We start from the raw sequence: 26315 nt of genomic DNA on the forward strand, positions 1-26315 counted from the left end.
GCAAAACATATATTGTGCAATTTTTAAGTTTTTCCAAACAAAAATTGTGCAAATTTTGCAGTTTGAATAGAAATTTTAAGCCTAATTATTGTGCAAATCGCTAGGACAAAGATTCTGCAAAATTACAATATACCCATACCCATCCCTCGTCAAAAACCGCCCCAGTGTCGGGCTGTAATACCTGCTCTTGAGATAATACAACCCCGTCTCCTCATCATAATAGTAGCCTGCGTACCTGAAGGGCTGAGAAACACCGGTTGGCGTATTTAAAGGCTTGCCCCAGGGATCGTACTGATATTCGCTACGGGTAGCATTGTTATCACTCACCTCAACTATATCACCGCGTAAATTTTGATAGTAGAAGTAAGGACCGGATGATGGGGTTTTAAAAGTCAATAGGTTGCCATTCGGATCGTAATAGTATTCTCTCCGGATGGTTCCGTCGGCATTGCTTTCGCGTACCAAATTACCAAATACGTCCCAACTGAAATTTGTAACAGTTGCCTGTCCGCTTGTGTAAACGGTTTTACTGCGCCTCAGCCCGTTGTGGTTGTACGTATAGGTGGCCACCAGGCTGTTATCGGCAACCCTATTTACCTGAGTCAGTTGATTTTCCGCATTGTACGCGTAGGTATAAATCCTATCGCTGGTCATGTTCCCGTTGTCATCATAGGTGAATCCGGCGTTGGTAATCTCATTAGCGTTGTTGTAAGTATAGGCGCTGCTGCCTTTGGTTGTTAAATTACCTGCGGCATCGTAAGCATAGTTCTCTCTTAAAACTCCGTTATAAGACCAACTGTTCAACCTGTTATTATTTGTCATAAGTAAAGATGTCTTGGTTGGTTCTACTGGTGACTATTCTAACAATATTGCCGTTGTTATCGTATATAGCTGCATAAGGATCCGCTATAACGTATTTGCTCACACCAGCCATTTGGATAATAGCTAATTATCTTCCTTACCCACTCATAATTGTTATTGTCTTCCACATAAAAGAGCCGCCCGTTTTCATCATAATTATAATAAAGCCCAATATTGTTAGGTAAAAACACCTCACTGAGGATATTATTATTGTACTTGTAACTGGCTGAACCCATTGGAGGTCAGGTTGTTGCCCTTATCCCAGCGGTAACTCCTGGTAATATTAAAGGGGTCTGTGGAAGATGTAACCCTCCCAGCGCCGTCGTATACCCAAGAATAGCTCTTATTCAAATTATCAACGACACTGGTCAGGTTATTGTCGCCATCGTATCCATAATTGAAGTACCTGCCGCCGTCCAGTGTTTTTTTTGTAAGGCGGTTGGCATTGTCATACGTATAGCTAATGTTCTTACCGTTGGGCAATGATATATTTATTAAATGCCCTGAACGATCATAGGTATTAACTGTGTTTTCATCTTTGGGGTCGGTAATAGTTCCGGATTGGTTCAAAGCGTTAGGCGTGAATTGTGTTAAATATGTGTTGTCTGTACTATTTATGCTCCTGGGGTCACGGGAGGCTACCAGGTTGTCCACGGGGTCATACCCGTAATAGGCTGACTTCTGCGTCGGTTCCATGACTTGTATCAGCCGGTTTAAACTATCGTAATAGTAGTATTTATTGTATGAACGGGCGTCTGTGTATTGTGTTTCGTTGCCGGTGTTGTTATTGTAATAATGACGCGTCCGATGTAAAAGACTATCCTCAGTAGCAGTCAGGTAATTACCCTGAGAGTCATAATCGTACTTATCGGTCATGCGAGGGACCAGTTTGACATTGTCGAAACTTGCCGCGCCGGATCCGTTGAGAACGCAGGTTACCCGTCCATATTTGGCTCCCGCCGGAGCGCTTGCCAGACAGCTAAGCCTGGTCCAACCATGGGTACCGGTCAGATAACCCGTCTGAATGCTGCCAATAAGCTGAGATGAATTATTATAATAGTCTATTTTGTAGTAAGCTCCGTTGCCGGCAGCCACATTTGATGTCGCGGCCATCCCGGATAACGTCAACGGCTCACCGGGGTAAACCGGTACATCCTGGTACAATGTCGCCGTACCGCTTGTCGTAAGCGACCATATTTCAGGTGCTGTTGCCCAACTACTATAATAGCCACTTCCACAATACAGTAGTCGCGCGACTGACTGGTACCGTTACCGTACCCGCTGTGAAATCGGCTAATGATTTTGTTGGTCTCGGCACCCGTACTTTGGGAACCGGTTCCCGAACCTATCTGGATAACCCATATTTCCCTTAATTGGAATTTTGGTTGTCCGGTGGTTCTAATACTATTATACGAGGGGTAAAGGCATGTGAAGAACCATCACCCTGCTTAAGTACAACATGTCCGTTACTGTATTCGGTTAAGCTTGTATCAGTAGCCAAGCGCCAGCCAGTACCGAGAACGCCGCTTTCTTTACATATTGAGTTATAAGTGATTCCTTCACTGATGGGAATACCACGGCCAGGAATATAGAATAAGGGTTTATTTACAACCATATTCAAGTTCCAGGTATTGCTCGAAACGCTCCAACCACCACCTAGATTAGCTGTGGTATAATTCCAATATGGGACAACCCCAACACCGTCTGTATAATAGGGAATGTATTCTTCCACACTATTAAGGCTTCCGGTACTGTTGCAACCGCCTGCCAAATAAATCTTATCCCCCAGTAAGAGCGAACCGTAATACGCTCTGGGGCTAAGTACACTGTTCTTGGTTGACCAGATATTGTTTACAGCATCATATTCCTCCACTATGCTAAGGTAGTTGCTTCCGTTATATCCGCCTATAGCATAGACTTTTCCGTTAAAAGCTACTGCTTTCAAAGCATACCTGGCCGTTGGCATACTCAAACCCGTTTGCCATATATTAGTTGTCGGGTTGTATTTTTCGACAATGCTCAATCCTGCGCTGTTTTTCCCTCCTATGGCATATATCAATCCGTTTAGATTGGCTGTACCGAGATCATACCTTGCCGTAGGCATACTCGCTTTAGTGGTCCAGGTATTGGTAGCCGGATTATATTCTTCCACAGTCTTGAGGGAACCCCCGCTGTTGGAACCGCCAATGATATAGATTTTACCATTTGCAACAGTAATTCCAAAACCAGACCTGGCCGTTGGCATGTTTGCTTTACTTGCCCAGGTGTTCGTTGCCGGATCATACTCCTCGACGGTATTTAGATAATTACCGTTAAATCCTCCAACAGCATAGATTTTACCGTTTACAGCAGCAACACCCAAATCTTTCCTGGCAGTTGGCATGGCCACCTTGAGGCTCCATATAAAACCGTCATATTCTTCTACAGTATTAAGATACGTACTGCCATTATAGCCACCAATAGCATATATTTTTCCATTTATATCGATTGTACCCAGGGAACTTCTGGATGTAAGAAAATTCCTTTCGACGGTGTATATATCAGCTACCGGGTCATACACTTCAACCGTATTAAGAGTAGCGCCAATGGCTAAACCACCAATAGCATAAATTTTTCCGTCTACCGTGGTTGCTCCCAAGCCAGCGCGAGCAGTGGGCATAGACGTTTTTATAGACCATTTATTATTAACCGTATCGTATACTTCATTTGTATCCAGGCTTTTAACAGCATCAGCCCCACCTAAAGTATAAATCATGTCACCCACAACCGCTGTTCCAACCCCTGAGCGGGCTGAAGGCATTGCGGTTTTAGTACTCCAGGCGTTTGTTGCAGGATCGTATACTTCTACGGTATTGAGATATTGCCCGTTGTAGCCACCAATTGCGTAAATTTTTCCATTCACTACGGCAACACCCATGCCGGACCTGGCTGTTGGCATAGGCGCTTTAGACGACCACGTGTCAGTTGCTGGGTTATACTCTTCAACATTTCTTAAATAACTCCCGCCATAGCCACCAATACAATATATTTTGCCGTTTACGGCAGCTGCTCCCAATTGTTTTCTCGCTTTGAGCATATTGGCTTTTGCAGTCCATGTATTGGTCACCGGGTCATACATTTCTACCGTATTTTTATAATTATCTTGATAACCGCCAATAGCATAAACCTTTCCTTCAACAGCAACTACGCCCAACCCATCCCGCAAAGTGAGCATGCCTTTTTTAGTACTCCAGGTGTTTGTTACCGGGTTATATTCTTCAACAGAACTTTTATAATTATCTATGCCCTTACCTATGGCATATATTTTTCCGTTAACATCTGCTACTCCCAAGTAACTTCTGGCTGAGGACATGCTCGCTTTAGTGCCCCACCTAGATGTTCCGGGATCATATTCTTCCACCGAGTTTAAAACAGCGTTATTACTCCCGCCAATTGCATAAATCTTTCCGTTAATTTCAGCTAAAGCTAATTTATACCTGCCCGTAGGCATGCCTGTTATAGCGGCCCAGATATCTTTTCCCGGGTCATATTCCTCGACTTTGCTTAAAGTGCTACCATCGTTACTTCTTCCGCCCATGGCATAGAACTTACCACTAACAGCTGTTACACCAAGTCCATACCTTGCCAAAGCCATACTGTTTTTCGTTTGCCAAGTGTTTGTTTGCGGGTTATATACTTCCACAATATTCAGGATATTGTTATTGCTGGCTTGCCCGCCAATTGCATAAATCAGATTGTTGGTTGTAGCCACACCAAATTCATGCCTGGCCGCAGACATGTTCGCCTTGGTGCTCCAGGTGTTTGTTGCCGGGTCGTATACCTCTACGGTACTTAAGTATGTGTTACCGTTATATCCGCCGATAGCGTAAATCTTTCCGTTCAGGGCGATAATTCCAAGACCGCTTCTGGCCGTAGGCATGTTCGCCTTGGCGCTCCAGGTATTTGTTGCTAAATCATACACTTCGACGGTATTTAAGTAAGCATTACCGTTATAGCCTCCTACAGCGTAAATTTTACCGTCCAGGGCGGTGACCCCGAGTGATTGTCTGGCCGTAAGCATACTTGCCTTAGTAGTCCAGGTGTTTGTTTTCTGATCATATTCCTCTACGGTATTAGTGCAGGTAGTACCGTTATATCCACCGACGGCATAGAGCTTTCCGTTAACAGCAGCTGCGCCAAGCGCGAACCTGGCAGTTGGCATGTTTGCTTTTTTGGCCCATGGGCTCACAGTAGGGCTATATTCCTCTGTAATATTCAAATAAGTGCCGTTATAGCCACCCAAAGTATAAATTTTGCCATTCATTGAGGTAATTCCAAAATCTTCTCTATTTAAAGATATTTTTTCCTTGTTAAGTATTGTCCATGAATTTGCATTGGGGTCAAATTCTTCTACGATATCTAGATACCTACTATTGGAGCCACCGATAGCATAAATTTTTCCATTTAATGTTTCAACGCCCAACCCTCTTCTTTCAGTAGGAATACTGGTTTTAGTTATCCAGGTATTGGCCACTGGGTTATATTCATATACATTTTTTTGGAAGCTGCCATTATAGCCGGCAATGGCATACACCTTACCGTTAGTGGCGGTTACTCCCAAGTATCCTCTGGCCGATGGCATGTTCGCTTTGGTACTCCATGTATTAGTTGCAGGATCATATTCTTCCGTGGTATTTAGATAAGTAGATCCATTAAATCCGCCGACGGCATAGAGCTTCCCATTTACAACAGTTAAACCAAAATATCTTCTGGCCGTAGGCATGCTTGCCCTGGTAGCCCAAGTATTGGTTGCCGGGTTATATTCCTCTACAGTATTTATGCAGCTCCCGTTGTATCCACCAACGGCATAGATTTTACCATTCACAGCCGCAACTCCAAGGTTGCTTCTAGCTGTTGGCATGGTCGCTTTGGTACTCCAGGCATTGGTTGCCGGGTTATATTCTTCTACGGTATTAAGGTAATTGGTACCGTTATAGCCGCCAATGGCATAGATCTTCCCGTTAACTGCAGCCGCTCCAAGTCCGGCTCTGGTCGCAGTCATGCTTTGCAATGTCTTCCACTTGTTTGTCGGCAGGCTGTAGGCTTCTATAGTACGCAACCAGCCAGAGTTGTATCCTCCCAAAGCGTATACCTTACCGTTAGCCGCGGCAGCACTTAACCCTTCTCTGGGAGTTAGACAATAAGCTCTCTGTACCCAAATATCCGTATCTGGGCTGTATTCATAAACATCTTTTCCGTAGCGATCACTTGCGGTGCTCCCGCATACAATATATATTTTTCCATTAATGGAAGTAATCCCGAAGCTAGCCTTGGCCGTGGGCATACTCGCTTTAGTGGCCCAGGTATTAGTCGCCAGGTTGTATTCTTGCACGGTATTCACAAAACCACTGCCTTGGAGCCACCAATGGCATAAATTTTACCATTTACAACAGCGACTCCAAAATTAGATCTCGCTGTAGGCATACTCGCTTTGGAGCTCCAGGTATTCGTGGCCGGATCATATTCTTCTACATAATTTACTTGGCGACGATCCTTGTAACCTCCGATGGCATAGATCTTACCATTTACAGCTGCAACCCCGAGGCCGGTTCTCCTATTGGACATACCTGCCTTGTTGCTCCAAGTGTTCGTGGCCGGATTATATTCTTCTACATTATTCACATGGTAACTACCGTCAAAACCGCCGATGGCATATATTTTCCCGTTTGTGGCGGCAGTCCCAAGGCCCGACCTGTCAGTGTTTATACTACTTGCAAGGGTGCTTGAACCGGATATGGGATCGTATATTTCCACACTATCAATAACACCAACAAGATTTTGACTATTGAGCTTCTGACCGCCAATAGAATAAATTTTATCGTTTAAAACGGCAGTGCCAAAAAATTCTCTGGCCGTTAGCAAGTTGCCACCGGCATTCCACTCGTCAATAGAGAAAAGGCTATAGTCCCCGTTATCGGAAGTACCGGTTCCTTGCTCCTGCCCTTGCCCGTCGGGGATTTGGATGACGTTATCATTAATAATAATAGGCTCAGCTAAGGCTGACGTGCAGTTTATTTTATCAGACCCATATACTTTTCCTGTTACTGAAGACAACCTGTCGGAAGAAGCTCTTATCCTGTTCTTTAAATCGCTTAAGCTTAAATTCGGATACTTGCTCAAAACCAGGGCGGCTTCTCCAGAGACAAAAGCTGCCGCCTGGGAAGTACCGCCGCTTTCACCATAGCTGTCACCGGGTGTGGCGCTCAAGATGTTTTCACCTGGCGCCGTCACATCAACGGAATTTTGGCCGTAGTTGAAAAAAAGGGAAAGGTTACCTGTCTTGTTTATTGAAGCGACTGAAATTATATTTTCCAAGGTAAAAGCTGCCGGATAGACAGGGCTTTCATCAATATGCTTATAGCTGTTTCCCGCCGCGCAAATAAAGACCAGACCTGATTCCTCCATTGCTTCTTTCAAAGCCGGGTTTTCGCTGGTAGTTCCCCAACTGCAGTTGACAACCTTCGCTCCCATTTGCTTGGCGTAGCCAATGGCGTCAATGATATCGCTGGTATAGGCAACACCGCTATTGAATACCTGTAAGGGCATTATTTTTGCCTTTGGCGATACACCGGCAATCCCTTTTTCATTTCCTTTTTCTGCGGCGATAATGCCGGCGATATGAGTGCCATGCCATTCATCATAATCACGATCAGGGTTATGCACGGAGCAAGTGTCGTCAGCGAAATTCCAGCCGTTGAGATCATCGATATAGCCATTTCCATCGTCGTCGATATTATTGCCCGGTATCTCGGCTATGTTGGTCCAGATGTTATTTTTGAGATCCTCGTGGGAAATATCGATCCCAGTGTCTAGGACCGCTACGATAACATCCTCGCCTTCGGACTGCTGCCAGGCATCAACCGCGTCAATACCTATTGATGTGACAATGGTGTTTTGCTCCTCAACTTCTTCTTCAACCGGATGCTCATATTGATTTGACAGGAGCCACCACTGCTCGCTAAAATGGGGATCATTTACTTGGGCTTGGGTATTATCTATGAGCAAATCTTGAAAGCCTGCCGCTTTGTTTCCAGCCAAGTCTTTGACCGGGCTAACACCCGGAGTGTAACTGATTTTCAGCATATCCCCTGCAGCAACCGGTCTGTTCAGGCTAAGGATTTCCTTACTACCTTTTATGTATACGGACTGAATAACACTTGCTTGGAGACTATCATGCAAGGTAAGTCTAAAATCACCAATAGCCGGTATTGATTCTGGTTTGAGTTGTTCGTCATAATATAAAATAATATTGGATGCATTTAATGCTGCTCCGACTAATACCGGTGAAGTCCTGTCCAATTCCTTGGTTTGTTTCACCGTTTCAATGTTAGAACTGACAGTATTTTCATCTGTAATTGCTGTGTATTCAGCTTTTCTTTCATTAAATCCGGCTGTTTGGTTTCCGAACAGATCCAAAACCGGATTGGTTCCAGGAATATAACTAACCAAAACTATATCCTTTGCTGCTAAGATAGTTTGTAGTGTTAATGTTAATGTGTTTTTCTGGATGCCTACACTTTCAATCGTTATAGCTTGCCCATTATTCACCTGCACTAAATAATCAGCTAAGGAAGGTAAAGAATTAAAATTAAGATTCTCGTTATAAACAAGTTCAATTTTCGCTCCATTAAATGTCATGCTTAATAGTGATGGAGCTACAGTATCGGTTGTAATCTCTTTCGTTGTGTCAGTGGCTAATGGTGTTGTATTCTGTTGATCTGTCTGTTCTGTCCTGATATTTTCGAATATCTACGGTGTATCTTCCGAAGCCACTGTCATCTGGTAGTCTGGCTGTATATACTCAATGTTGGGGTTAGCGCCTTCCTGGTCCACAAGTTTTTTTAAATCACCCAAGGTCATTTTATTATTAGTAATAAATACATCAAAATGTTTATTGTTTGAGTGCATTGCTTGCTTAAAGCTACCATCTGCTTTTAACGCCTTATTGTTTTTAATATTTTTGTCTTTATATTTAATAATAAACCGATTCATCGTCTGGTTAGCAATTTCATCTTGGGGATAAACTTTATCTTCGACCGAAAGCATATGTTCGTTAATAATTTCATCAATCTCAGCTTGGGAGAGGTTATTTTGATTAGTTTCGTTCGTCACCAACTGCAAATCGGTATTTTGTTCTGACTCAATTGTATTTGTATCAATTTGCCCGCTTATCTCTAGCGGAAAATCAGCACTCATGGCAGACTCTTCTGCCACGTTGTTATTGTCTTGTTTAAATATCTCAGTTTTGACCTTTTTAGGCCTGGGTAAATACCTCTCTTCCCAAATATATAAGCCACTGTCATCCATTAAACCATTTTTTAGCATGGATGGCATAAATTGTTTCGGAAAAGTTATTTTGTTCTTGGTAACTATTGGTTTAGTTGCATTCTGTTGTTCGTTCCAAAATTCGCTGTCTAACGTATGTTCTAAATCCTCTTTGGCGATATTGCTTAGATTCTGCTCATTTGCCAATAGAACACTTGGTTGTCCGATATTGTAAGATGCAAAAATTGTTATTGCAAGAAAAATGGATATGCATTTCTTAAATCTTTTTGTAATTAACACTTTAATCCATCCTTTTCTATGATTATTAAGGCCAAGGAGGAAAAGCACAGCACAGCGGAGCCCCGGCCTAAACCACCATTAAGCTATCCTCACATCACTTGAGGAATTCTAATTTCCAGAAATACCCTATCATTTTGCCACAAATCTATATTTAGGCGATGTATACTCGGATAATTATTTTGAATTTAGAAACAATTATTCCACAGCATACAACATATTCCTGTAATTTACATGGAATTATTTGCCGTCAAGATACAGCAATATACGACATATCCAGCAGGTTGTACAAATACTCACGTGAAACATTCTGAAGTGTCCAGAACAATAGCTGACCTTGCCTGGAGCGAACTGCTTAAAGAGGTCCATGTGGCCAAGGTGCTGCAGTACCGTTGCATGGACATCAAGAACGACCACCAAGCATTCTTCTTTTATGATAGCTATGCCTTTCAGGTGCTTCCTAAGGGCGCATGTCTCTGTCCATGCAGGCACATTCATATAACCACTTGGGTACTGTTTTGAGGGGAGGCAGAACAAAGATTATGGTTCTTGGTCAAATGCTAGCTCTCTCCCATTAACAAGCACTATTGCATTAGCAGAAGTATATTTTTGGATATCGTTGGTATTTTTAAATGTTATATTTTTACAAAAAAGAATAATAAGCAATGTATTTACTAATTTAGGAAATACATTGCTTATTATTCATTCTCCCGTACATAAAATAAAGAAATATATATGGAAATACGCAAAAAGAACTACTATACCATGAAAGGGAATCTGGAAACCGGTTCCTTATTTTATTATCGCTACTTTGTTTAGAAACCACATAAGGAGACCATCCGAATAAGGCTAAAGAATACGTAGTTTCTACTTACATATCCAGCAGGCGGCTGTCAGCCCTTACTCAGTTTTTCCTCAAAAACCTCACCACCATCAAAGGGCAAACACACGGTAAACGTAGTACCACTGCCGGGTGCGCTGCTAACCTCGACATTGCCGCCGTGGGCTTCAGCGATAGCCGCGACGATGGCCAGGCCCAGCCCGCTGCCTTTGCTGCAGCTTCTGGAGGTATCGGCGCGCCAAAAACGTTCAAATACATGGTTAAGATGCTCAGCTGCGATACCCTCGCCGGTATTGTGCACCCACAGGCACACGCTCTCATTGCGTACACCTGCGCCCAGCGTAATATTCTCTCCGGACGCTGTGTGCCGCAAGGCGTTATCAACCAGGTTGTTTAATACCTGCCGCATCTTGTCCGGATCCGCCCGCAGGGGGGGCAGGGTTGGACACTGAACTGTTACACGCCGCTGCGGGGCAAGCAACTTAGCCCGTTGGGCCGCATCGGACAGCATGCCGGGTACATCCAGCGCCTGGCGGTGCAGAGGCGCGCCGGCGCCCAAACGGGCCAGGGTCAATAAATCATCAACCAGGCGGCTTAAGCGATCCAGCTCCGTTCTTGCCGCCGTCAGCACACGGGACTGCTCCCGGGGCTCCGCTGCCGCTCCCCGCTTCAGCACATCCAAATAACCTGTCACAACTGTAAGATGAGAGCGCAATTCATGGGAGGCGTCTGCCGCAAACTGACGGACCTGATCGGTGGCTCTCCGCTGGGCGGCAAAAGCGCTCTCCAACTGGTCAAGCATGGAGTTAAAGGCCACAAATAATTCTGTTACCTCATCCCCGCCGGGGGGCACCGCAACGCGGCCGGTCAACCTGTTTCCGGTGACGCCCCTCGCTGTGGCGGCCAGATTGGTCAACGGACGCAGGGCATAGCGGATGACCAGATATATCAGTCCGACCGCTGCCAACAATACCGCCAGGCCGCCGGCAAAAAGCAGCAGGCGCGTCCGCGCCAGTGGGACGTCCACACTAGACATTGAAGCACGGACCTCCAAAGCGCCCTGAACCAGCCCGCTGCTGTTAATAACCGGCGACAGGTAGACCAGCTCTCTCCCTGCCGTACCGGTCCGGATTTGGCTCAGGCTTTTGCCTTTCATTACCGCCGACAGAAGTGAGGGCTGCAGAGGTATCGCGTCTTCCAATGACTGGCTGTTGTTTGCCGACGGTTGGCCGTTTTGATTATATAACCGCACTTCAAGCCCCTGGGCTTCCAGTTCCTGCATCAGCTCGGCAGCAGACGAGTACAGGTCTTCACGCAGCGGGGAGCGCAGACCGGCGCAATACTCCAATAACGGTTCCGCCTGAACACGCAGCTTGGCTTCGGCTATCTCCATTAAATCGGCTTTCAACTCGGCATAGGCCAGCAGGCCGTAGACCAGCAAAAGCAAGGTTAAAACCAAAAGCAGCCCCAGTGCCAGGCGGGCACGCAGGCTGTGCAGATATTGGGGAACATTCACGTCTTCACTTCCTCCAGGACATAGCCCGCGCCCCGTACCGTACTGATCAGCTGTGGTTCACCAAGCTTGCGGCGCAGGTACCCGATATACACCTCAACGACGCTGGCATCCCCTCCAAAGTCATAGCCCCAAACATTTTGCAAGATGGTCTCTTTTGGCAGGACCTGATGCGGATGCTGCATGAACAGGTGGAGGAGAGCAAATTCCGTAGGGGTCAGAGCCAGGCGCAGCTGTCCGCGGTGGGCCTCACGGCGGGAAGGCCACAGGCGTACATCGGAGAATTCAAGCACATCTTTGTTATAAACTTGTCCCCGCCGGCGCAAGAGAGCCTCTAAGCGGGCCAGCAATTCTTCAAAGTGGAACGGCTTGACGAGATAATCATCTGCCCCGGACCTCAAGCCGGCAACCCGGTCAGCCACCTCGTCTTTGGCGGTAAGCATCAGGATGGCCGGGTCTGCCAGTGTGCGAAGCCTCTGGCAGATTTCCGGGCCGGAAGTATCGGGCAGCATCCAATCCAGTATTACCACATCGGGCGGCGCCACCCGGGCACGTTCAAACGCCAGGCCGCCACTGACGGCGCTATCCACGGCATACCCTTCATAGCGTAGTCCCAGGGAAAGAAAATCAATTATCCCGGGGTCATCGTCAACTATTAAGACCCTAAATTTGGGCGCTTCAATAGACACGCTGCTCCCCCCTATGCATTTCATCCAACTATCAAGTACTAACATCTATGTATTCTTCTACAGACTGTAAATTACCTGGTTAATCGTTCAGCCAAAAACAGTTTCTACAGCTGCAGCGCTATGGCATAATGCGGCCGGGTACTTACAATATTGATTCCAAACATGCCAAGGCCTCTCTGGCTGAACTGAAGCCATCTTTTTGACTTAAAAGCTTTTGCAGAAACACAATAAACTGTCCGGAGAGAGGAAGTACTTCCTGCCAGGACAGCTCAAACTGGGACTCATCCTCCACCCAGGTGGTAAAAAGATCGACAGCGGCGACGCCAACTCCAAAAAGGTCGCTGCGCGGCGAAATTTCCCTGCGCAACAGTTTATATGTCTCAGGGCCAGGTATCTTCTTTAAGGAGGGAAGTTCTTTGACTTTTTCAGGCGCCCTCTTTTCGGATCCGACGGCGGCGCTAAATTTATATTGCAACGGGTCAGGACAAAAAACAAACTGAGCCGGATCTAGAAATCTGGCATAGCCAAAATCAATCAGAAATACCTGTTTATCTTTAAGCAACAGGTTGGAGAGACGCACATCCCGGTGGATGACGGCGTTTTCCTTCTGCGCCGGACGGTGCAGCCCATTGAGGATGGAAAGAAGCTGCAAGACGATACCCTTGACCTCTGCCTCGTGAAAACGGCGGCCTATATCAAGGATGGAACTCAAAGGCAGTCCATCGATATGCTCCTGGACAATATAATGGACATCTCCTGCCGTAAAAGCCTCCACAAAACCCGGTACGCGCGGGTGAGCAATCCGTCTGAGAATTTCCGACTCCAGCTGAAAAGGTAAAATACCGGAATTTCGCTCATCCTTGATCAAAGCTTTAATGGCATAGCAGCGCCCTTTGCGCCTGGCTCTGATTACAACCCCATAGCTTCCTTTACCAAGAAAATCTTCTATCTCATAATCTCTGATCCAGGGATGTTCCCTTCAGGAAGAAAAGAGATTACCCAGAAAACCCCTGCGGTGACGACGTTTGTGTGAACTGCTGCCATAGTGATGGCCGTGTGAATATTGAGGCTGGTTGGTATTTTGCGGATAATGCTGCGGAGGCTGTGCCGGAATATTTTGGTTTGGCCTGCCTTTTAATGAAGCGCCGCAACCGGGACAGAAAACCCAGGTGGGATCAGCCTGTTTTCCGCATGAGGGACAGTGCGGATTTTTTGTTGTTGCCGTGCCACAGTGAGGACAGAATTTAGCATCTTCCTGCAGGGATTTCTGACAATTAGGGCAATTCATATAAAAACCTCCTTATTTTTGAATTCCTTAGAATAAATACTCCGCCGGCAAGGGCGCCACTTGACAGGGTTGTCCAGCCTTTTTTCCATTTTAAGTATACCCCGGCCGACTGAAAATTAGCTGAGAATAAGCTAAGAGAATGCTAAGAGATCCTCTCCCCTGATTATTACTGTAGTTTTTAACCACAAAGAAGCCCCGCGTTCAACGCGAAACCTCAAATATGATCAAGAAAGACTAATGCTAAATACCTCGATGACAATCTCTAAGCCGGTCACCTGCTCATGAGTTATATTTTTTACTTACTTTTAGCGATGTTCTCAACCTTCTCGTTAAGGTAAACCCATCTTTCCATCTTCTCATTAAAGTCGTTTTTCCAGATCTTCCTTGTCAATTAATAATTGCTGCAGCAGAACATAGTCGGAAAAGGATTCATTAATTTTAGTCATTAAATTTTTAAGCTTGTCTTCATGCTCAGCAACATCTATTTCCGCATATTCTTTTTACTCATAAAAGGCATACCACCAATTAGGCCGGGCCCTTCAAAAAGGCCCGGCCTAATTACCAAATTATTTTAATTATTTTCCAGTCCACTCTTTTACTTTGTCCTGGTTTGCTTCGACCCACTTGGCAGCAGCCTCTTCAGGCTTCATACCGTTTTCAATGTCCAGCATCACGGCTCCCATGTCGGATGCCTCCCAATGAAATTTGTCCAGCACTGCATACACTTCAGGTTTATCCTTTTGCAAGCCCTTGCGCACAATAGTGTTGATATATTCTTCCCCACCGTAAATATTCTTGGGATCCTCCAAATATTTCAGATCCCACTTGGCAAACTTCCAATGGGGCGTCCAGCCGGTAACTACAATCCAATCCTTATTATCCTCAGCCTTTTTCAGTGCGGCTACCATGCCGGCACTGCTGCTGCTTTGTAATTCATAGTTCAGGTCATAATCCTTAATCGCCGTTTCCGTAGCTATCATAATACCGGCACCCGGCTCAATACCGGTTATTTTACCTGCAAATTTGTCCTTTACACTATTTAATTCCTCAATAGAATTAATCGTCACATATGCCGGTACCACCAGCCCAATCTTGGCCCCCTCTAAATTGGGCCCCAGGTCTTCGATCTTGTCTTTTACGTTTGCATAATAATCCTTGTGAGTAGACGGCAACCATGCTGCAACGATGCCGTCAAAATTGCCTTCCCCCACGCCAAGCCACATGGCAGCAGCATCAACTGCAGTAATTTTTACTTCATAGCCCAAATCTTCCAATACTTTTTTCACGACATTGGTGCTTGCGATCTCAGAATCCCACTGAACGTAGCCAAGTTCTACCTGACCCTTTGCGCCTTGGTCTTGCTGTGACGCCTTCTGCCCGCAACCGGTTACTATCCCGGCCAACAACACTGCTACAGCCAGCAAAACAATCAACTTCAATGCCCTCTTCATTTTTAAAATCCTCCCCTTCGTTTAAATTTATTTATATAAGCACCTAAACACCACAGCCTGCAAAAAAAACATTAATGGCTGGGGTGCTGGGAACTACGATTTTATCTTCCTCTTTTCGCCATAACTTTGGGTAATCCGGTCAAGGATCATGGCCATGATCACAATGGCCAACCCCCCTTCAAAGCCTTTAGCGATATCAAGCCGTGAGATACCGGCCAGCACTTCAGAGCCCAGGCCGCCGGCTCCAATCATAGCGGCAATAACCACCATGGAAAGGGAAAGCATGATGCATTGGTTGATACCTGCCATAATAGTGGGTAATGCCAGAGGTATCTGTACCTTGATAAGCTTTTGCCATTCCGTGGAACCAAAGGCTGTTGCAGCCTCAACCAATTCCAACGGCACTTGCCTGATACCCAGTCCGGTAAGCCGAATACAAGGCGGCATGGCGAACACCACCGTAGCAATCAGACCGGGCACCTGGCCCAAACCGAAGAAAAGTACCGCCGGGATTAGATACACAAAAGACGGCATAGTCTGCATTAAATCCAGTATAGGCATCGTTATTCTGTGCGCCAAATTGCTGCGGGTGGTCAGGATGCCTAATGGTACACCCATTATCAGGGCCAGAACGGTAGCTACAAGGACCAGAGCCAGTGTTTCTACTGAAGGTCTCCATAATTCCATATTATAGATCAAGTAAAGGCCAACCGCAGTACCCAAAGCTGTCTTCCAGTTGGATATAAACCAAACCAGTGCAAAAACCAGGATCACAACCAATATCGGGTGTACGCTTAATATGGCATGTTCAATAACGGTAACAATTTTTTCGATCACCAGCGTTACTAAATCAAAAACCACACCCAAATTATCCTGCGCCCATTGTACGAGTATCTCTACCCACAAACCGATCGGGATTTTAGGTAACACTACCATTCATCCCTCCTTTCCTGACCATTCCTGCCAGCACCGAGCCCTTAACCAAAATCCCCATTAGTTTATTGTCTTCACGGGTTACTGCCACGGGGAACCTGGAATCGGCGATGATCGGAATAATCTCAATAATCGGCGTATCCATATTCACTTTCGGGATATCTTTATAAATAATGTCCATGAAATTTTCTTTTTGTTCTTTTACTAACTGTACCAAGTCTTCGACAAGAACAATCCCGATAAGCTTTCGGTCTCTGGACACTACAAAAATACTGGATATGCCATGCTCTTTCATAAGTCGTAAAGCAACACGTGGACCGTCCTTCAAAGATACGACAGGAACCGGGGCTTTCATGACACCCTCAGCCGTCAGCACCTTGGATCGATCCACGTCTGCGACAAACTTTTCTACATAATCATTGGCCGGATTGGTAAGAATTTCTTCAGCTGTCCCAGTTTGTACTATCGCTCCGTCATTCATTAGAGCAATGCGGTCACCGATTCTCAGTGCTTCATCAAGGTCGTGGGTAACAAAGATAATCGTCTTGTTCAGGGAGTTTTGCAATGATAGCAGCTCTTCTTGCATCTCTTTGCGGATGAGCGGGTCCAGGGCGCTGAAGGCCTCGTCCATGAGGAGAATATCCGGGTCGTTGACAAGCGCCCTGGCCAGTCCTACCCGCTGCTGCATACCTCCACTGAGCTGCGTAGGCATACTGTCTTCCCAGCCTTTCAAGCCCACCACCTCCAGCATTTGCGCTGCCTTTTCCCGGCGCTTTTCCAGGGAAACTCCCTGGATTTCAAGACCGTAAGCCACGTTATTCAATACTGTGCGATGGGGAAATAAGCCGAAACGCTGGAATACCATGCTTATTTTCTTCCTGCGTATTTCTCGCAGCACTTCCGGTTTAGCTTTGGTTAAGTCCTGACCGTCTATGTCAATGGTCCCACTGGTAGGTTCAATGAGGCGATTTAGACACCTCAACAAAGTTGATTTCCCACTGCCCGACAGTCCCATGAGGACGAAGACCTCACCTTTATTCACATGGAAGTTTATATCGAAAACTCCGACTGTCTGACGGGTCTTTCCCATAATCTCACTTTTACTGCAACCCTCCTGGAGCATTTTAAGTGCCTCTTCTGGATGGTCGCCAAATATTTTCACCAGGTCTTTGACTATGATTTGACTCATTCTAGACCTTCTTTCATTATTATTCTTTTGCTGTCCTCCTCCAGCAACTTACTTGTTCATCTTAAGTTGGCAGCTAGTTATATTATATATATATATTTCTTGGCTTGTCCAGGATAAGAAGTTGAGTAATTAAAAAAACCCTGTCAAGGGATTAGTCACCAAGCAGAGTTCATTTTTGGTTATATGCTGGTTCATTTTTTAAGAAAGCCGCAAAGATCGCTCAGTCTGCCAACCACTCCGGCTCCCGCCGGCAGCGCTTCCCGTACGACCTGTTCCCAAGGCGTCCCCTGTACCGGCTCCAGAACGGCGATCACACCCCGGTCATCCGATTTCCGGATCAGCCTGCCGCAACCCTGCTTCAATCTCAGGCCCATTTCCGGATAGTCCACCGCAGTCAGCGGATTGAGCCCTTTTTCTATCGCCTCGTGACGCCTTGCTTCGATCAACGAGTCCCTTGGCGGAAAAGGCAGTCGCCAGACCACAAGGAGAGACAGTGCGGCGCCAGGCACGTCAATTCCCTCCCAGAACCCTGAGCCGACGAGCACCGATGAGACTTCCTCGCGAAACCTGCGGACCAGATATCCCCGTTCGGCGCGATCCTCCCATAGCAACTCAAAGGGTAGCTGGTACTCCTTGAGGCCCTTGCGAAGCTTTCGCACATCGGATGGAGCGCTGGTAAGCACCAATGCCCGCCCTCCAGAAAGCTTGAGCAGTGAAACCAGCCGTTTCAAGGCCAGGGGAAACCAGGTTGCTTCGTCACCTGGAGGCAAGCGCCGGGGCAGATAAATCAAAACTTGCTTCTCAAAATCGAAGGAACTATCTACAGACGAGCCCGACGGCTCCTCTAAACCAAGAGTGCGCGCGAAGTAACTGAAATCGCCTCCGGCGCTTAAGGTTGCGGAGGAAAACACTACAGGAATTTTTTTTGCAAAGAGGCGTGTCCTTAACAGCCCGCTTAAGTCCCTGGGCACAACCCAGAAGCTCCTGTCCACCCGGTCAACCCAGACGATGGCCTCTTGACCCCTATTACGGTAAAATCTGGCAAGCGCCGCCGTCGTCCGCTCAATTCTGGCTTCAAACGCCTGCAGCTGAGCGGTGGATAGTGACTCGAGGTGCAGCTCCTGTTCGTACTGCAACTCTACGTATAAGACATCCAGAGCCCGCCGCAAGGCGCCGGCCGCTTCAAGCAACTCATCGCCTACCTGGACGGCAAGCCTGTCCGTTCCCTCATCCTGGCTCGCCGCCTCGTAAAGCGTCTTGAAGAACTTGGCGGTGGCGCTTCTCATGGCAAAAGTAATGGAAACCAGGGAGGTCCTGGCTCCCTGGATTTGCTCGAGCAGGGAAAGCATGCTGTCGATGTCCTCCTTGACCACCTGCTGGCCGGCCCTCATCGCTGCCGGAAGCATCACTTTGTGCCCTTCGTCAAGAATTACCGCTGCATAGTCTGGCAGGAGAGGCAGCTTACCGTCAGCGATTCGTTCGTCACGCGTCCACAGATCTTCAAAAAATATGCCGTGGTCACAGACGATCAGATCCCGGGCCGGCCGGTAATGCTCTCTTGCCTTGACAAGCTTGCAAAAGCCCCGTGAAGAACATACCTCGCAAGACTCGGTCTCGTCCCAGGCGATTTGCGCCCACACCCGGTCGGATACTTGCGGCATCTCGGAGCGTTCACCCCGCTTGGTCACCTCGGCCCAGCGCACAACTTCTTCAAGCGCTCTGCCTGGTTGTCCCAGGGGCTGGTTTACAAGCCGGTTAACTCTTTCATCACAGATATACTGGCGCGGATCCTTTGCCATGCGGACATCAAGGTCCAAGTTGAGCAGGCGCGACAGCGTTTCGATATCTCCTCCGGACCCGACAAGCTGTTCCTGGAGCGCCGTTGAAGCGCATGCAATCACCACAGGCTTGCCGGTAAAGCGGGCGTAGGATATGGCCGTCAGCAAGTAGGCAAAAGTCTTGCCGGTACCGAGTCCGGCCTCCGCGAAGTGTACCTTCCGCCTGCACACAGCGTCGGCAAGCTGAAAAGCCGTGAAGATTTGTTCCTCACGGATTTCATAGCCATGGTCCGGCAGGACATCGTAGAACACATGTCCGATCCACCCGGCAAGCCTGGCCGGAAATTCATCTTTGCTGTGGTACTCAAAAGGCGCTTTGGGTCTGAAAATAGCGCACAAAGAAAAGCCCGCCTTCCAACGTTTTAAGGCTATGATGCCGAACGATATTACTTCGCTGCAACGGTCAATTATCCCTCTACTGTGAAATCAAATATAAGTTCCCGTACAGTGTGTCATACGCTGATCAGCAGTTGCTGTCTTTCCCACTGCTTGCTTTCTACTACCATTTTTTCCTTTTTTGGCTTCATTCAACCGGTTCCAGTTGATACAAATAATCAGGCCAAGATACAAAAATGATTAAAGGAGCTATCGCTGCTAAAGCGATAACCCCTCCTTCATCTCACATCTCTATGTTGTTTGCTGTTGCGTTACAGGTATATTTTTCTTTGTTATAGCAATATCGTATAAAACTTTAACAAGGTAACCGAACAACAGCATATTCAGAAGTGAAGTGATTACCAGCGCGGGACTATAAGGCGCTGCATGGACTCCTTTACTCGTCCAATAGAGAATATAATGGGTATTCATATAAACGGTAGCGCTGAACCCGGCAGATAACAGGAGCAGCCTCTTATCCTTAAGATAGATGAAAGCCAGAATTGACAGAGCCACCGCCGGGAACAAATACCGCTCGTGAATCCTTGAAGAAAAAGTGAACACGCCTGCTATTTGGAGCAGCGCTGCTGCGGCTATGAACAGCCGGCTATTCCCTTTTATGTAAATAAGCCACGAAAATATTGTGATCATGACAATAAAAATCATACCCCAGCTATGGTAGCTGAATAAAAACAGGGTGGATATATCCCTGGTATAGTTCGCTCCAAGTAAACTGAAAAAATTGAAGGCGTTTACAGAGGCGTAGGGATACTTTGCCAGAGTATCGGAAAAGAGCTGAAAAATCCACATGGCGCCCTGGCTCAGGGCAAATGGCAGGACAATGAGCACGGCCGTGCTCAAGGCGATGGCTGCCGCCGACGCAAAGCTTTTCAAGTTTTTTTGTCTAACCAGCTCAAAGAATAGTACGGGAAGGAAGATAATCCCCTGCGGCTTCATCAGTACGGCGGCGGCAAATAGAGCCGCTGCGAGGCCGGTTTTCTTTTCTGCCAACAGAAATATTGCAGCAGTGACGATAAGGGTGAAGAAGGAATCCACCTGCCCCCAGAAGGTTGAATTGATCAAAACAGCCGGGTTGAAAACATAAAATGAGGCTGCCAGGACGCTGATTTCCGCAGACAGATATTTTCTGGCCAGCTTGTAAATGAGGAATGACGTGGCTATATCGGCCACTATTGACGGCAGCTTTAACAGCAGGGTGAAATATGGACTCAACGCAGTAATGCCGGCAAGCTTGCCGATTAAATACAATACATACATATACAAGGGCGGGTAGTCGATTGACCTGGAGGCGGCATAAACTTGAAAGAGATTATGCGCGGCGGCAGTCGCCCAATTCCTGAAGAGACTAAGATCAAAAGGATGCCCGTCCATCAAGGTGGCGGAGGAAACGCGCAAAAGCAACCCCAAACACAATATAGTCAGTATTAATATTTTCTCATTGCCGGGATGGACTTCCAGCTTTTTATAGGTGATAAGATAATAAGCTGCCATAAACAACCCTAAAAAAATGACGGAATAGGCGATTAATTGAGGAGCGTAATCAGTCCCCCCGCCTGTATTTCCTCCTCCCACGCGTCCACCGGAAGGCTCAAAAGGCCGCTGGATTGCATTCCGCTCCGGGGACTGGCCTCGAGGTGTTTTATTGGTCATCTCAGGCTGCTGGTTTCTATCAACAGGTTGGGAATTTCGAGGAGCGGCAATGTTTTGGTTCGGAGCGGCGTTGCTATGATCATTCGATACCGCGTAGACGCATAAAATTCCTGCCGCCGCCAGTATCAAAACCAGGCTTATTCTAAATATGTTTGTTTTGATTTTCAAGAAATTTCACCACTTGCTTTCCGGTTTTCTGAAAATACCCAAAGCCGGTTTCCTATATAATTGACAACCAGGCCGCCCCCTGTTGCTATAAACTTGCTAAGCCAAAGACTCAACTGATTTTCATCATGCAAAACGGCCAGCAGGCCGAGTGACACCAGCAAGGACAGCCCGTTCACGATGATAAAACTCCCGGCCTCCAAGGCGTTAGCTTTCCTTACAACCCGGAAGGTCCACCTTCGATTGAGAAAATAACTATTCACAATACCGGCCACATAAGCCAGCGCCTGGGCCAGTAGATATGGAATCCCGCCTAAAGTCAGAAGAAAAAAGGCGGTAAAATCTATAGCCGTATTTCCTAACCCTACCGTGCAAAAACGCAAGAACCGGGCAGCTCTATGCTTGTTTGCGAACACGCCAGGTCACTCCCTTAAGCTTTGAACTATCAGCTTTTTCCTGATTCCGAAGAATATACAGCGGGCGGTTTTTGGTTTCATCATAGATTCTGCCGACATACTCCCCGAGGATCCCCAAAATGATCAGGATTACACCGTTGAGCAACAGCAGGCAGGCTATTAACGATGACCATCCGGCGACCGTGTTGTTCGTAAATAATCTTTGGCCCAAAGAGATCATCAGGTAGATAAAACTTGCCAGCGAAATTATAAAACCTAGATATGTGGCCAACTTCAACGGTTTATAAGAAAAAGAAGTGATCCCGTCCATCGAGAAGCGAAGCATTTTCTTCAGCGGGTATTTGGTCTCTCCGGCAAATCGTTCTTCCCGGACATACTCAACGGCTGCAGAACGAAAACCCACCCAACTGACCAGCCCGCGCACAAATCGATTTTTCTCCCGAATGCTGCGCATGGCGTCGCACACTTTCCGGTCAATCAGGCGAAAGTCGCCGGTATCAAGCGGAATATCCACTTCTGTCAGCACGCGCAGAGTACGATAGAACAAAGCCGCGGTCCATTTTTTGAACAGTGTCTCCCCTTTACGTTTTGAACGTTGCGCGTAGACGATATCATAGCCTTCCCGCCATTTGTCAATCATTTGCGGGATTAGCTCGGGCGGATCCTGCAAATCGGCGTCGATAATCACAATGGCGTCCCCGCAGGCATAATCCATGCCAGCGGTGATCGCTATTTGATGCCCGAAATTACGAGAGAAATCTAAGAGCTTAACACAATTGTCCGATTCAGCCAGGCCTTCTATAATTTCTGCCGTCCGGTCCCGGCTGCCGTCGTTGACAAACAGCAATTCATACGGCTCGCCGATTACCTGCATGACTCGTGTCAGCCTGCGGTAGGTTTCATGTACAACGGCCTCTTCGTTAAAGACCGGTATGATTATGGAATAGCAAACGTTTCTTGTCATCAATCTCATCCTCGTTAAATATTTTGCCAAGGCGAGTCAGGGGACGGTTCTCTGTCTCATTCATCCCCTTTAGGTTTTTAAAGAGTTACCTCATATAATACGTTTTCGTTCCCCCTGCCCATAGGACCACTACTCTGGGAAGAGCCTGTTTGCCAATCTTCCCTTGGCACCTCCGTACTGTTGGCCCGGATCCACTCCATCACTTCGTTCGAGCCGCCTCTGCCGCCGGAACCGGAGCCCGACGGAATCAAGAAGTATTTCACTTCCTTGTTGGCCACCATTTGCTGCAGCTTCTCGACCGTGAGAATGGGGTCCGAACCACTATATCCCCCCATAGCTATGACCGCTTTGCCGGTTTCAATGATATAAGACTCGGCCGTGGAGGCCTCGGTGGTGGCAAACAGGATAGTTTCCCCCGTATTATTCCTGGTCACATATTCAAGTAATTTATCGTTAACACTTAAACCCTGCCTCCCACCGTTGCCCTGTCTTTGGCTGAAGCCCTGTTGGCTGGGGCCGGCTTGAGGCAGATGGCTGTTGTCGCCATAGAGAAGCGGCGTAGCCGACCAGTAAAGTGGCGCCACCAGCAGTACCAGCATCCCGGCCATGGCCGTCAGCTTTTGTTTTTTGGATACCAGGACTAAGACCAGTGCCAGTCCAAGGCCTGCGGCTCCGATGCCGATGGACCAGCCTGCACCGATTTGCTTTTGGTAGGGCTGCAGTATATACAGTTCAAAAGCTGTTGTCACCAGAATACCCGCCGGTAAAAGCCACTTTTTCCAGCCTGCCCGGTCACGATAGTGGTTCCAAAGCTCAACCCAGCCTCCTCCGGCGAGCGCCGCAATAGGTGGGGCAAGCATGATCATGTAATAGTGATGGAAAAAGCCCGCTACGCTGAAAAACACCATTCCCGGGATTAACCAGGCCAGCCAGAACAATGTCTCTTTTTCTTTGTCCGTAAGCTCTCTTCTCCGGCGCAAGCCTGCCAGCAAGCCTGTGCAGGCGAACGCTACAAAGGGCAGCAGCCAGCTGATTTGTCCGGAAAGCGCGGATTGGAACAGGCGCAATGGACCGGCCTGGCCGGTACCAAACATACCGCCGCCCCCTTCGGGCATTTGACCCGGTCTTCCATTACCCTTACCCTCTGGGTCATAGCCTTGCGGACCGTTGTTACCAGCTTGACGCGGCTGCCCATTGGGCATGTTGCTCCCGTCCTGTGGTGGCTGCTGGTTGGACATGTTGTTTCCCTTCTGTGGCATTTGCTGCCCGCCAGGCGCGCTGTTTCCATCCTGCGGAGCCTGCTGCACTTGCTGCTGGCTGGACGTATTGTTTTCGTCCTGCTGCATTTGCTGCCGGTCCGGTTTTGTGCCCCCGTCCTGCTGCCTTTGCCCTTGCTCCGGAGCAGCGCCACCTGTGCCCATGCCACCCCTGCTCATTCCCTTCAGGCGCTGGATCCCGTTATAGCCGAAGGCCAGCTCCAATACGGAATTCGTTTTGCTGCCTCCGATATATGGGCGGTTTTCTTGAGGGACAAGCTCTACGGCAACAGCATAGGACACGGACACTCCGACCAGGACAACTGTTGCCGCCGCAAGGATAGCCAGTTTCTTTTTCCAGGCGCCCTTGAATGCAAACAGGTACAATAAGTAAAAAGCCGGTACGACCATGTAAGCTTGCAGCATTTTCATATTAAAGCCGACACCAATCATGGCAAAGGCTCCAAGCAACCAGGGCAGTTTCTGATTGCGAATCCCCCGGAACAACATCCAGGCAGCGACAAGGAGCGTAAATACCAATAAACTGTCTATATTATTAGTACGGCTCACCGCGACGGCAATCGGGGTACAGGCTATAATCAAGCTCGCGAGCCGGGCAGCCGTTTGACCGAAGGTCGGTTTGACCAAAATATACATCAGCAAAACGGAGCCGACACCGGCCAAAGCCTGCGGGAGAATTACGCTCCAACCATGCACCCCAAAGACATAGGCGAATACTGTCTGGACCCAAAACGTGACCGGTGGTTTATCCACCGTAACGTACCCGGCCGGATCAAGAGAAGCGTAGAAAAAATTGTGCCAGTTTTGCAGCATACTGGTTACGGCCGCAGTGTAATAGGCATTGGCGTACTGCTCCTGCCAGATGTTGAAAATATTTAAGAAAGCGGCTAGCAAGGCAATGCCTATCAGGAGCCAGTCTAAGCTTCGGCCTTGTTCCAGTCTCATGGTCATGTCCCCCCACTTAATTCCTCATGTCCATTTATACGATGAATAACCCATCGTAATATACGTGCCTTATATCACAATAATAACCAATTTAGCTGAATTGACACTTAACAGCAACTGAATATTAATTGAGAGCCAGCTGAATATACGCTGAAAACAAAGCCCTGTTTTTTGATGATGCAGGAGGTTTCCTGCCGCAAACAGCAAAACGGCATTCACGCACTGGTAAACCGTGCATAAGTGCCGTCACTAAAGTTGTCGATATAGACAAAAAATATATTTTTAAAATAACTAACTGTTGGCTTTCCTTTTAGCAAAGGAAAGGATCCCACCCAAAGCAATACCCAAGGCAGCCGCCGCCAAAACCCTGTACACAGGTGGAAGCATAAATACAATGGTATGCGCGGGTACCCAGAAGAAAGGTAATGTTTTGGCATAAACAAATTTAATAAGATTATCAAGGTTCATGTTTTTAATAACTTCATCTACAGTCGGTTTGGCGCCACCGGCAAAAGACAAATCTATATACGTATCTGTGAACCTGTGAACACCCATCAACGTTACTCCGAAGGTAATGTTCATAATTAAACTTGTAAAAAATGCTGATACGATTTGATAGCCGTTGCCAGGCAAAAGCCCATTTGCTAATGCTGCAGTAACACCAGCATTAAAAATTGTAAATGAAAGCGTAATTCCCATACCAAAAATACCCCAAAGGATCGATTTATAGATGGCGCCTTTCGGTTTAACCCATTCACCGGTTACAATTCGCGCGCCCAACCAGTCACCCATTGAGGCTAAGATAAAAAACTTAATAAAGCCCATGGAATAAGGATGTGCTGTCGTTAGTGTTACAAAAACAGCATGAGTTGACGGATAGATTAATAATGCTGCAATGACCGCCAGTATCGCTAACCAAATAATATCCCCTATATTCAATCCCTTTTTCATTGTTACCACTCCCAAACAAATACTGCCAAGATTCTTTCTCGCAATAAATTCATAACTCATCTCACAAATGAACTATTGTAATAGGGCTCATTAGTATTATAGTTTATCTTTAATACTATTAGGAGCCCGTTATTTGATAAATAAAATTGCAGGTCCACCTCCCCATCCTGCTAGCAAATTTATCCTGACGTTAATAAATAAGCAAGTTATATGCCAGCAAAGGCTTTTGGCTACTACATAAACCATACATCCTGAAATCCTGAGTATCTATCAATAACGGGGGCCTTGCCAATCACTCCATGCCGGAACTAATAAAACCAACAAAAATTTATGTGTATAATTTTTTA

Annotated in this window: 19 protein-coding genes; 2 read left to right on the forward strand and 17 right to left on the reverse strand. The window is 47.0% G+C overall.

Annotation, left to right across the window (positions count from 1 at the left end; genetic code table 11):
* Positions 1–81 precede the first annotated feature (81 nt).
* The 5 genes from Psfp_RS03760 to Psfp_RS03780 all read right to left on the reverse strand — a co-directional run bounded on the left by Psfp_RS03760 (position 82) and on the right by Psfp_RS03780 (position 9465).
* Entirely contained in the window at positions 82–822 is a 741-nt protein-coding gene (locus Psfp_RS03760) for an RHS repeat-associated core domain-containing protein (protein ID WP_134217220.1), read from the reverse strand.
* Positions 823–1068: 246 nt separating this feature from the next.
* Positions 1069–2025: an RHS repeat protein gene (locus Psfp_RS03765; RefSeq protein WP_134217221.1), complete on the reverse strand. Its 957-nt coding sequence runs from the start codon at positions 2023–2025 to the stop codon at positions 1069–1071.
* 205 nt (positions 2026–2230) lie between these two features.
* Positions 2231–6232 carry a kelch repeat-containing protein gene (locus tag Psfp_RS03770; RefSeq protein ID WP_192895253.1) on the reverse strand — a complete coding sequence of 1334 codons (4002 nt, stop codon included), beginning with the start codon at positions 6230–6232 and terminating at the stop codon, positions 2231–2233.
* Positions 6233–6237: 5 nt separating this feature from the next.
* A complete protein-coding gene (locus Psfp_RS03775; protein ID WP_192895254.1) occupies positions 6238–8316 on the reverse strand; it encodes a S8 family serine peptidase in 2079 nt (692 codons plus the stop codon).
* Positions 8317–8649: 333 nt separating this feature from the next.
* Complete coding sequence (locus Psfp_RS03780) at positions 8650–9465, reverse strand: hypothetical protein (protein ID WP_134217224.1); 816 nt, start codon at positions 9463–9465, stop codon at positions 8650–8652.
* A 312-nt stretch (positions 9466–9777) separates the two neighbouring features.
* Here Psfp_RS03780 and Psfp_RS03785 point away from each other — a divergent pair, with 312 nt between their 5' ends.
* A complete protein-coding gene (locus Psfp_RS03785) occupies positions 9778–9984 on the forward strand; it encodes a hypothetical protein (RefSeq protein WP_153189494.1) in 207 nt (68 codons plus the stop codon).
* A 371-nt stretch (positions 9985–10355) separates the two neighbouring features.
* On the opposite strand, the gene Psfp_RS03790 is transcribed toward Psfp_RS03785, so the two are convergent.
* The 3 genes from Psfp_RS03790 to Psfp_RS03800 form a co-directional block, all read right to left on the reverse strand.
* Positions 10356–11819 (reverse strand): ATP-binding protein, encoded by a 1464-nt coding sequence (locus tag Psfp_RS03790; RefSeq protein ID WP_134217226.1) that lies wholly within the window; start codon positions 11817–11819, stop codon positions 10356–10358.
* Positions 11816–12505, reverse strand: a complete 690-nt coding sequence (locus Psfp_RS03795; RefSeq protein ID WP_243120460.1) for a response regulator transcription factor — start codon at positions 12503–12505, stop codon at positions 11816–11818. Before Psfp_RS03795 ends, Psfp_RS03790 begins: the two co-directional genes overlap by 4 nt.
* Before the next feature lie 142 nt (positions 12506–12647).
* Complete coding sequence (locus Psfp_RS03800; protein ID WP_134217227.1) at positions 12648–13469, reverse strand: protein kinase; 822 nt, start codon at positions 13467–13469, stop codon at positions 12648–12650.
* Positions 13470–13561: 92 nt separating this feature from the next.
* Between Psfp_RS03800 and Psfp_RS22115 the strand changes: the two genes are divergently transcribed.
* Positions 13562–13753 carry a hypothetical protein gene (locus Psfp_RS22115; protein WP_243120461.1) on the forward strand — a complete coding sequence of 64 codons (192 nt, stop codon included), beginning with the start codon at positions 13562–13564 and terminating at the stop codon, positions 13751–13753.
* Between the two features lie 615 nt (positions 13754–14368).
* Here the strand turns inward: Psfp_RS22115 and Psfp_RS03810 are convergent.
* From Psfp_RS03810 to Psfp_RS03850, 9 genes are all read right to left on the reverse strand, one after another.
* Entirely contained in the window at positions 14369–15244 is an 876-nt protein-coding gene (locus Psfp_RS03810) for a glycine betaine ABC transporter substrate-binding protein (protein WP_134217229.1), read from the reverse strand.
* Between the two features lie 93 nt (positions 15245–15337).
* On the reverse strand, positions 15338–16180 hold the full coding sequence (locus Psfp_RS03815; protein WP_134217230.1) for a proline/glycine betaine ABC transporter permease: 843 nt from the start codon (positions 16178–16180) through the stop codon (positions 15338–15340).
* Entirely contained in the window at positions 16164–17366 is a 1203-nt protein-coding gene (locus tag Psfp_RS03820) for a glycine betaine/L-proline ABC transporter ATP-binding protein (RefSeq protein ID WP_134217231.1), read from the reverse strand. Before Psfp_RS03820 ends, Psfp_RS03815 begins: the two co-directional genes overlap by 17 nt.
* A 191-nt stretch (positions 17367–17557) precedes the next feature.
* Positions 17558–19543 (reverse strand): ATP-dependent DNA helicase, encoded by a 1986-nt coding sequence (locus Psfp_RS03825; protein ID WP_134217232.1) that lies wholly within the window; start codon positions 19541–19543, stop codon positions 17558–17560.
* A gap of 288 nt (positions 19544–19831) precedes the next feature.
* Complete coding sequence (locus tag Psfp_RS03830) at positions 19832–21418, reverse strand: glycosyltransferase family 39 protein (RefSeq protein ID WP_134217233.1); 1587 nt, start codon at positions 21416–21418, stop codon at positions 19832–19834.
* Complete coding sequence (locus Psfp_RS03835) at positions 21415–21831, reverse strand: GtrA family protein (RefSeq protein ID WP_134217234.1); 417 nt, start codon at positions 21829–21831, stop codon at positions 21415–21417. The genes Psfp_RS03830 and Psfp_RS03835 overlap by 4 nt, the downstream gene beginning before the upstream one ends.
* Positions 21812–22795: a glycosyltransferase family 2 protein gene (locus Psfp_RS03840; RefSeq protein WP_134217235.1), complete on the reverse strand. Its 984-nt coding sequence runs from the start codon at positions 22793–22795 to the stop codon at positions 21812–21814. Before Psfp_RS03840 ends, Psfp_RS03835 begins: the two co-directional genes overlap by 20 nt.
* Before the next feature lie 77 nt (positions 22796–22872).
* A complete protein-coding gene (locus Psfp_RS03845) occupies positions 22873–25017 on the reverse strand; it encodes a glycosyltransferase family 39 protein (RefSeq protein WP_134217236.1) in 2145 nt (714 codons plus the stop codon).
* Between the two features lie 291 nt (positions 25018–25308).
* Entirely contained in the window at positions 25309–25968 is a 660-nt protein-coding gene (locus tag Psfp_RS03850) for a hypothetical protein (RefSeq protein ID WP_134217237.1), read from the reverse strand.
* Positions 25969–26315 lie beyond the last annotated feature (347 nt).

The sequence above is a fragment of the Pelotomaculum sp. FP genome, assembly GCF_004369245.1.
Lineage (GTDB): Bacteria > Bacillota > Desulfotomaculia > Desulfotomaculales > Pelotomaculaceae > Pelotomaculum_C > Pelotomaculum_C schinkii.

Bases quoted from the DNA above. Each gene is read 5' to 3' on its own strand.
- Psfp_RS03850 (WP_134217237.1), bottom strand. From the start codon at position 25,968: ATGAAAAAGGGATTGAATATAGGGGATATTATTTGGTTAGCGATACTG.
- Psfp_RS03845 (WP_134217236.1), bottom strand. From the start codon at position 25,017: ATGAGACTGGAACAAGGCCGAAGCTTAGACTGGCTCCTGATAGGCATT.
- Psfp_RS03820 (WP_134217231.1), bottom strand. From the start codon at position 17,366: ATGAGTCAAATCATAGTCAAAGACCTGGTGAAAATATTTGGCGACCAT.
- Psfp_RS03815 (WP_134217230.1), bottom strand. From the start codon at position 16,180: ATGGTAGTGTTACCTAAAATCCCGATCGGTTTGTGGGTAGAGATACTC.
- Psfp_RS03760 (WP_134217220.1), bottom strand. From the start codon at position 822: ATGACAAATAATAACAGGTTGAACAGTTGGTCTTATAACGGAGTTTTA.
- Psfp_RS03840 (WP_134217235.1), bottom strand. From the start codon at position 22,795: ATGACAAGAAACGTTTGCTATTCCATAATCATACCGGTCTTTAACGAA.
- Psfp_RS03810 (WP_134217229.1), bottom strand. From the start codon at position 15,244: ATGAAGAGGGCATTGAAGTTGATTGTTTTGCTGGCTGTAGCAGTGTTG.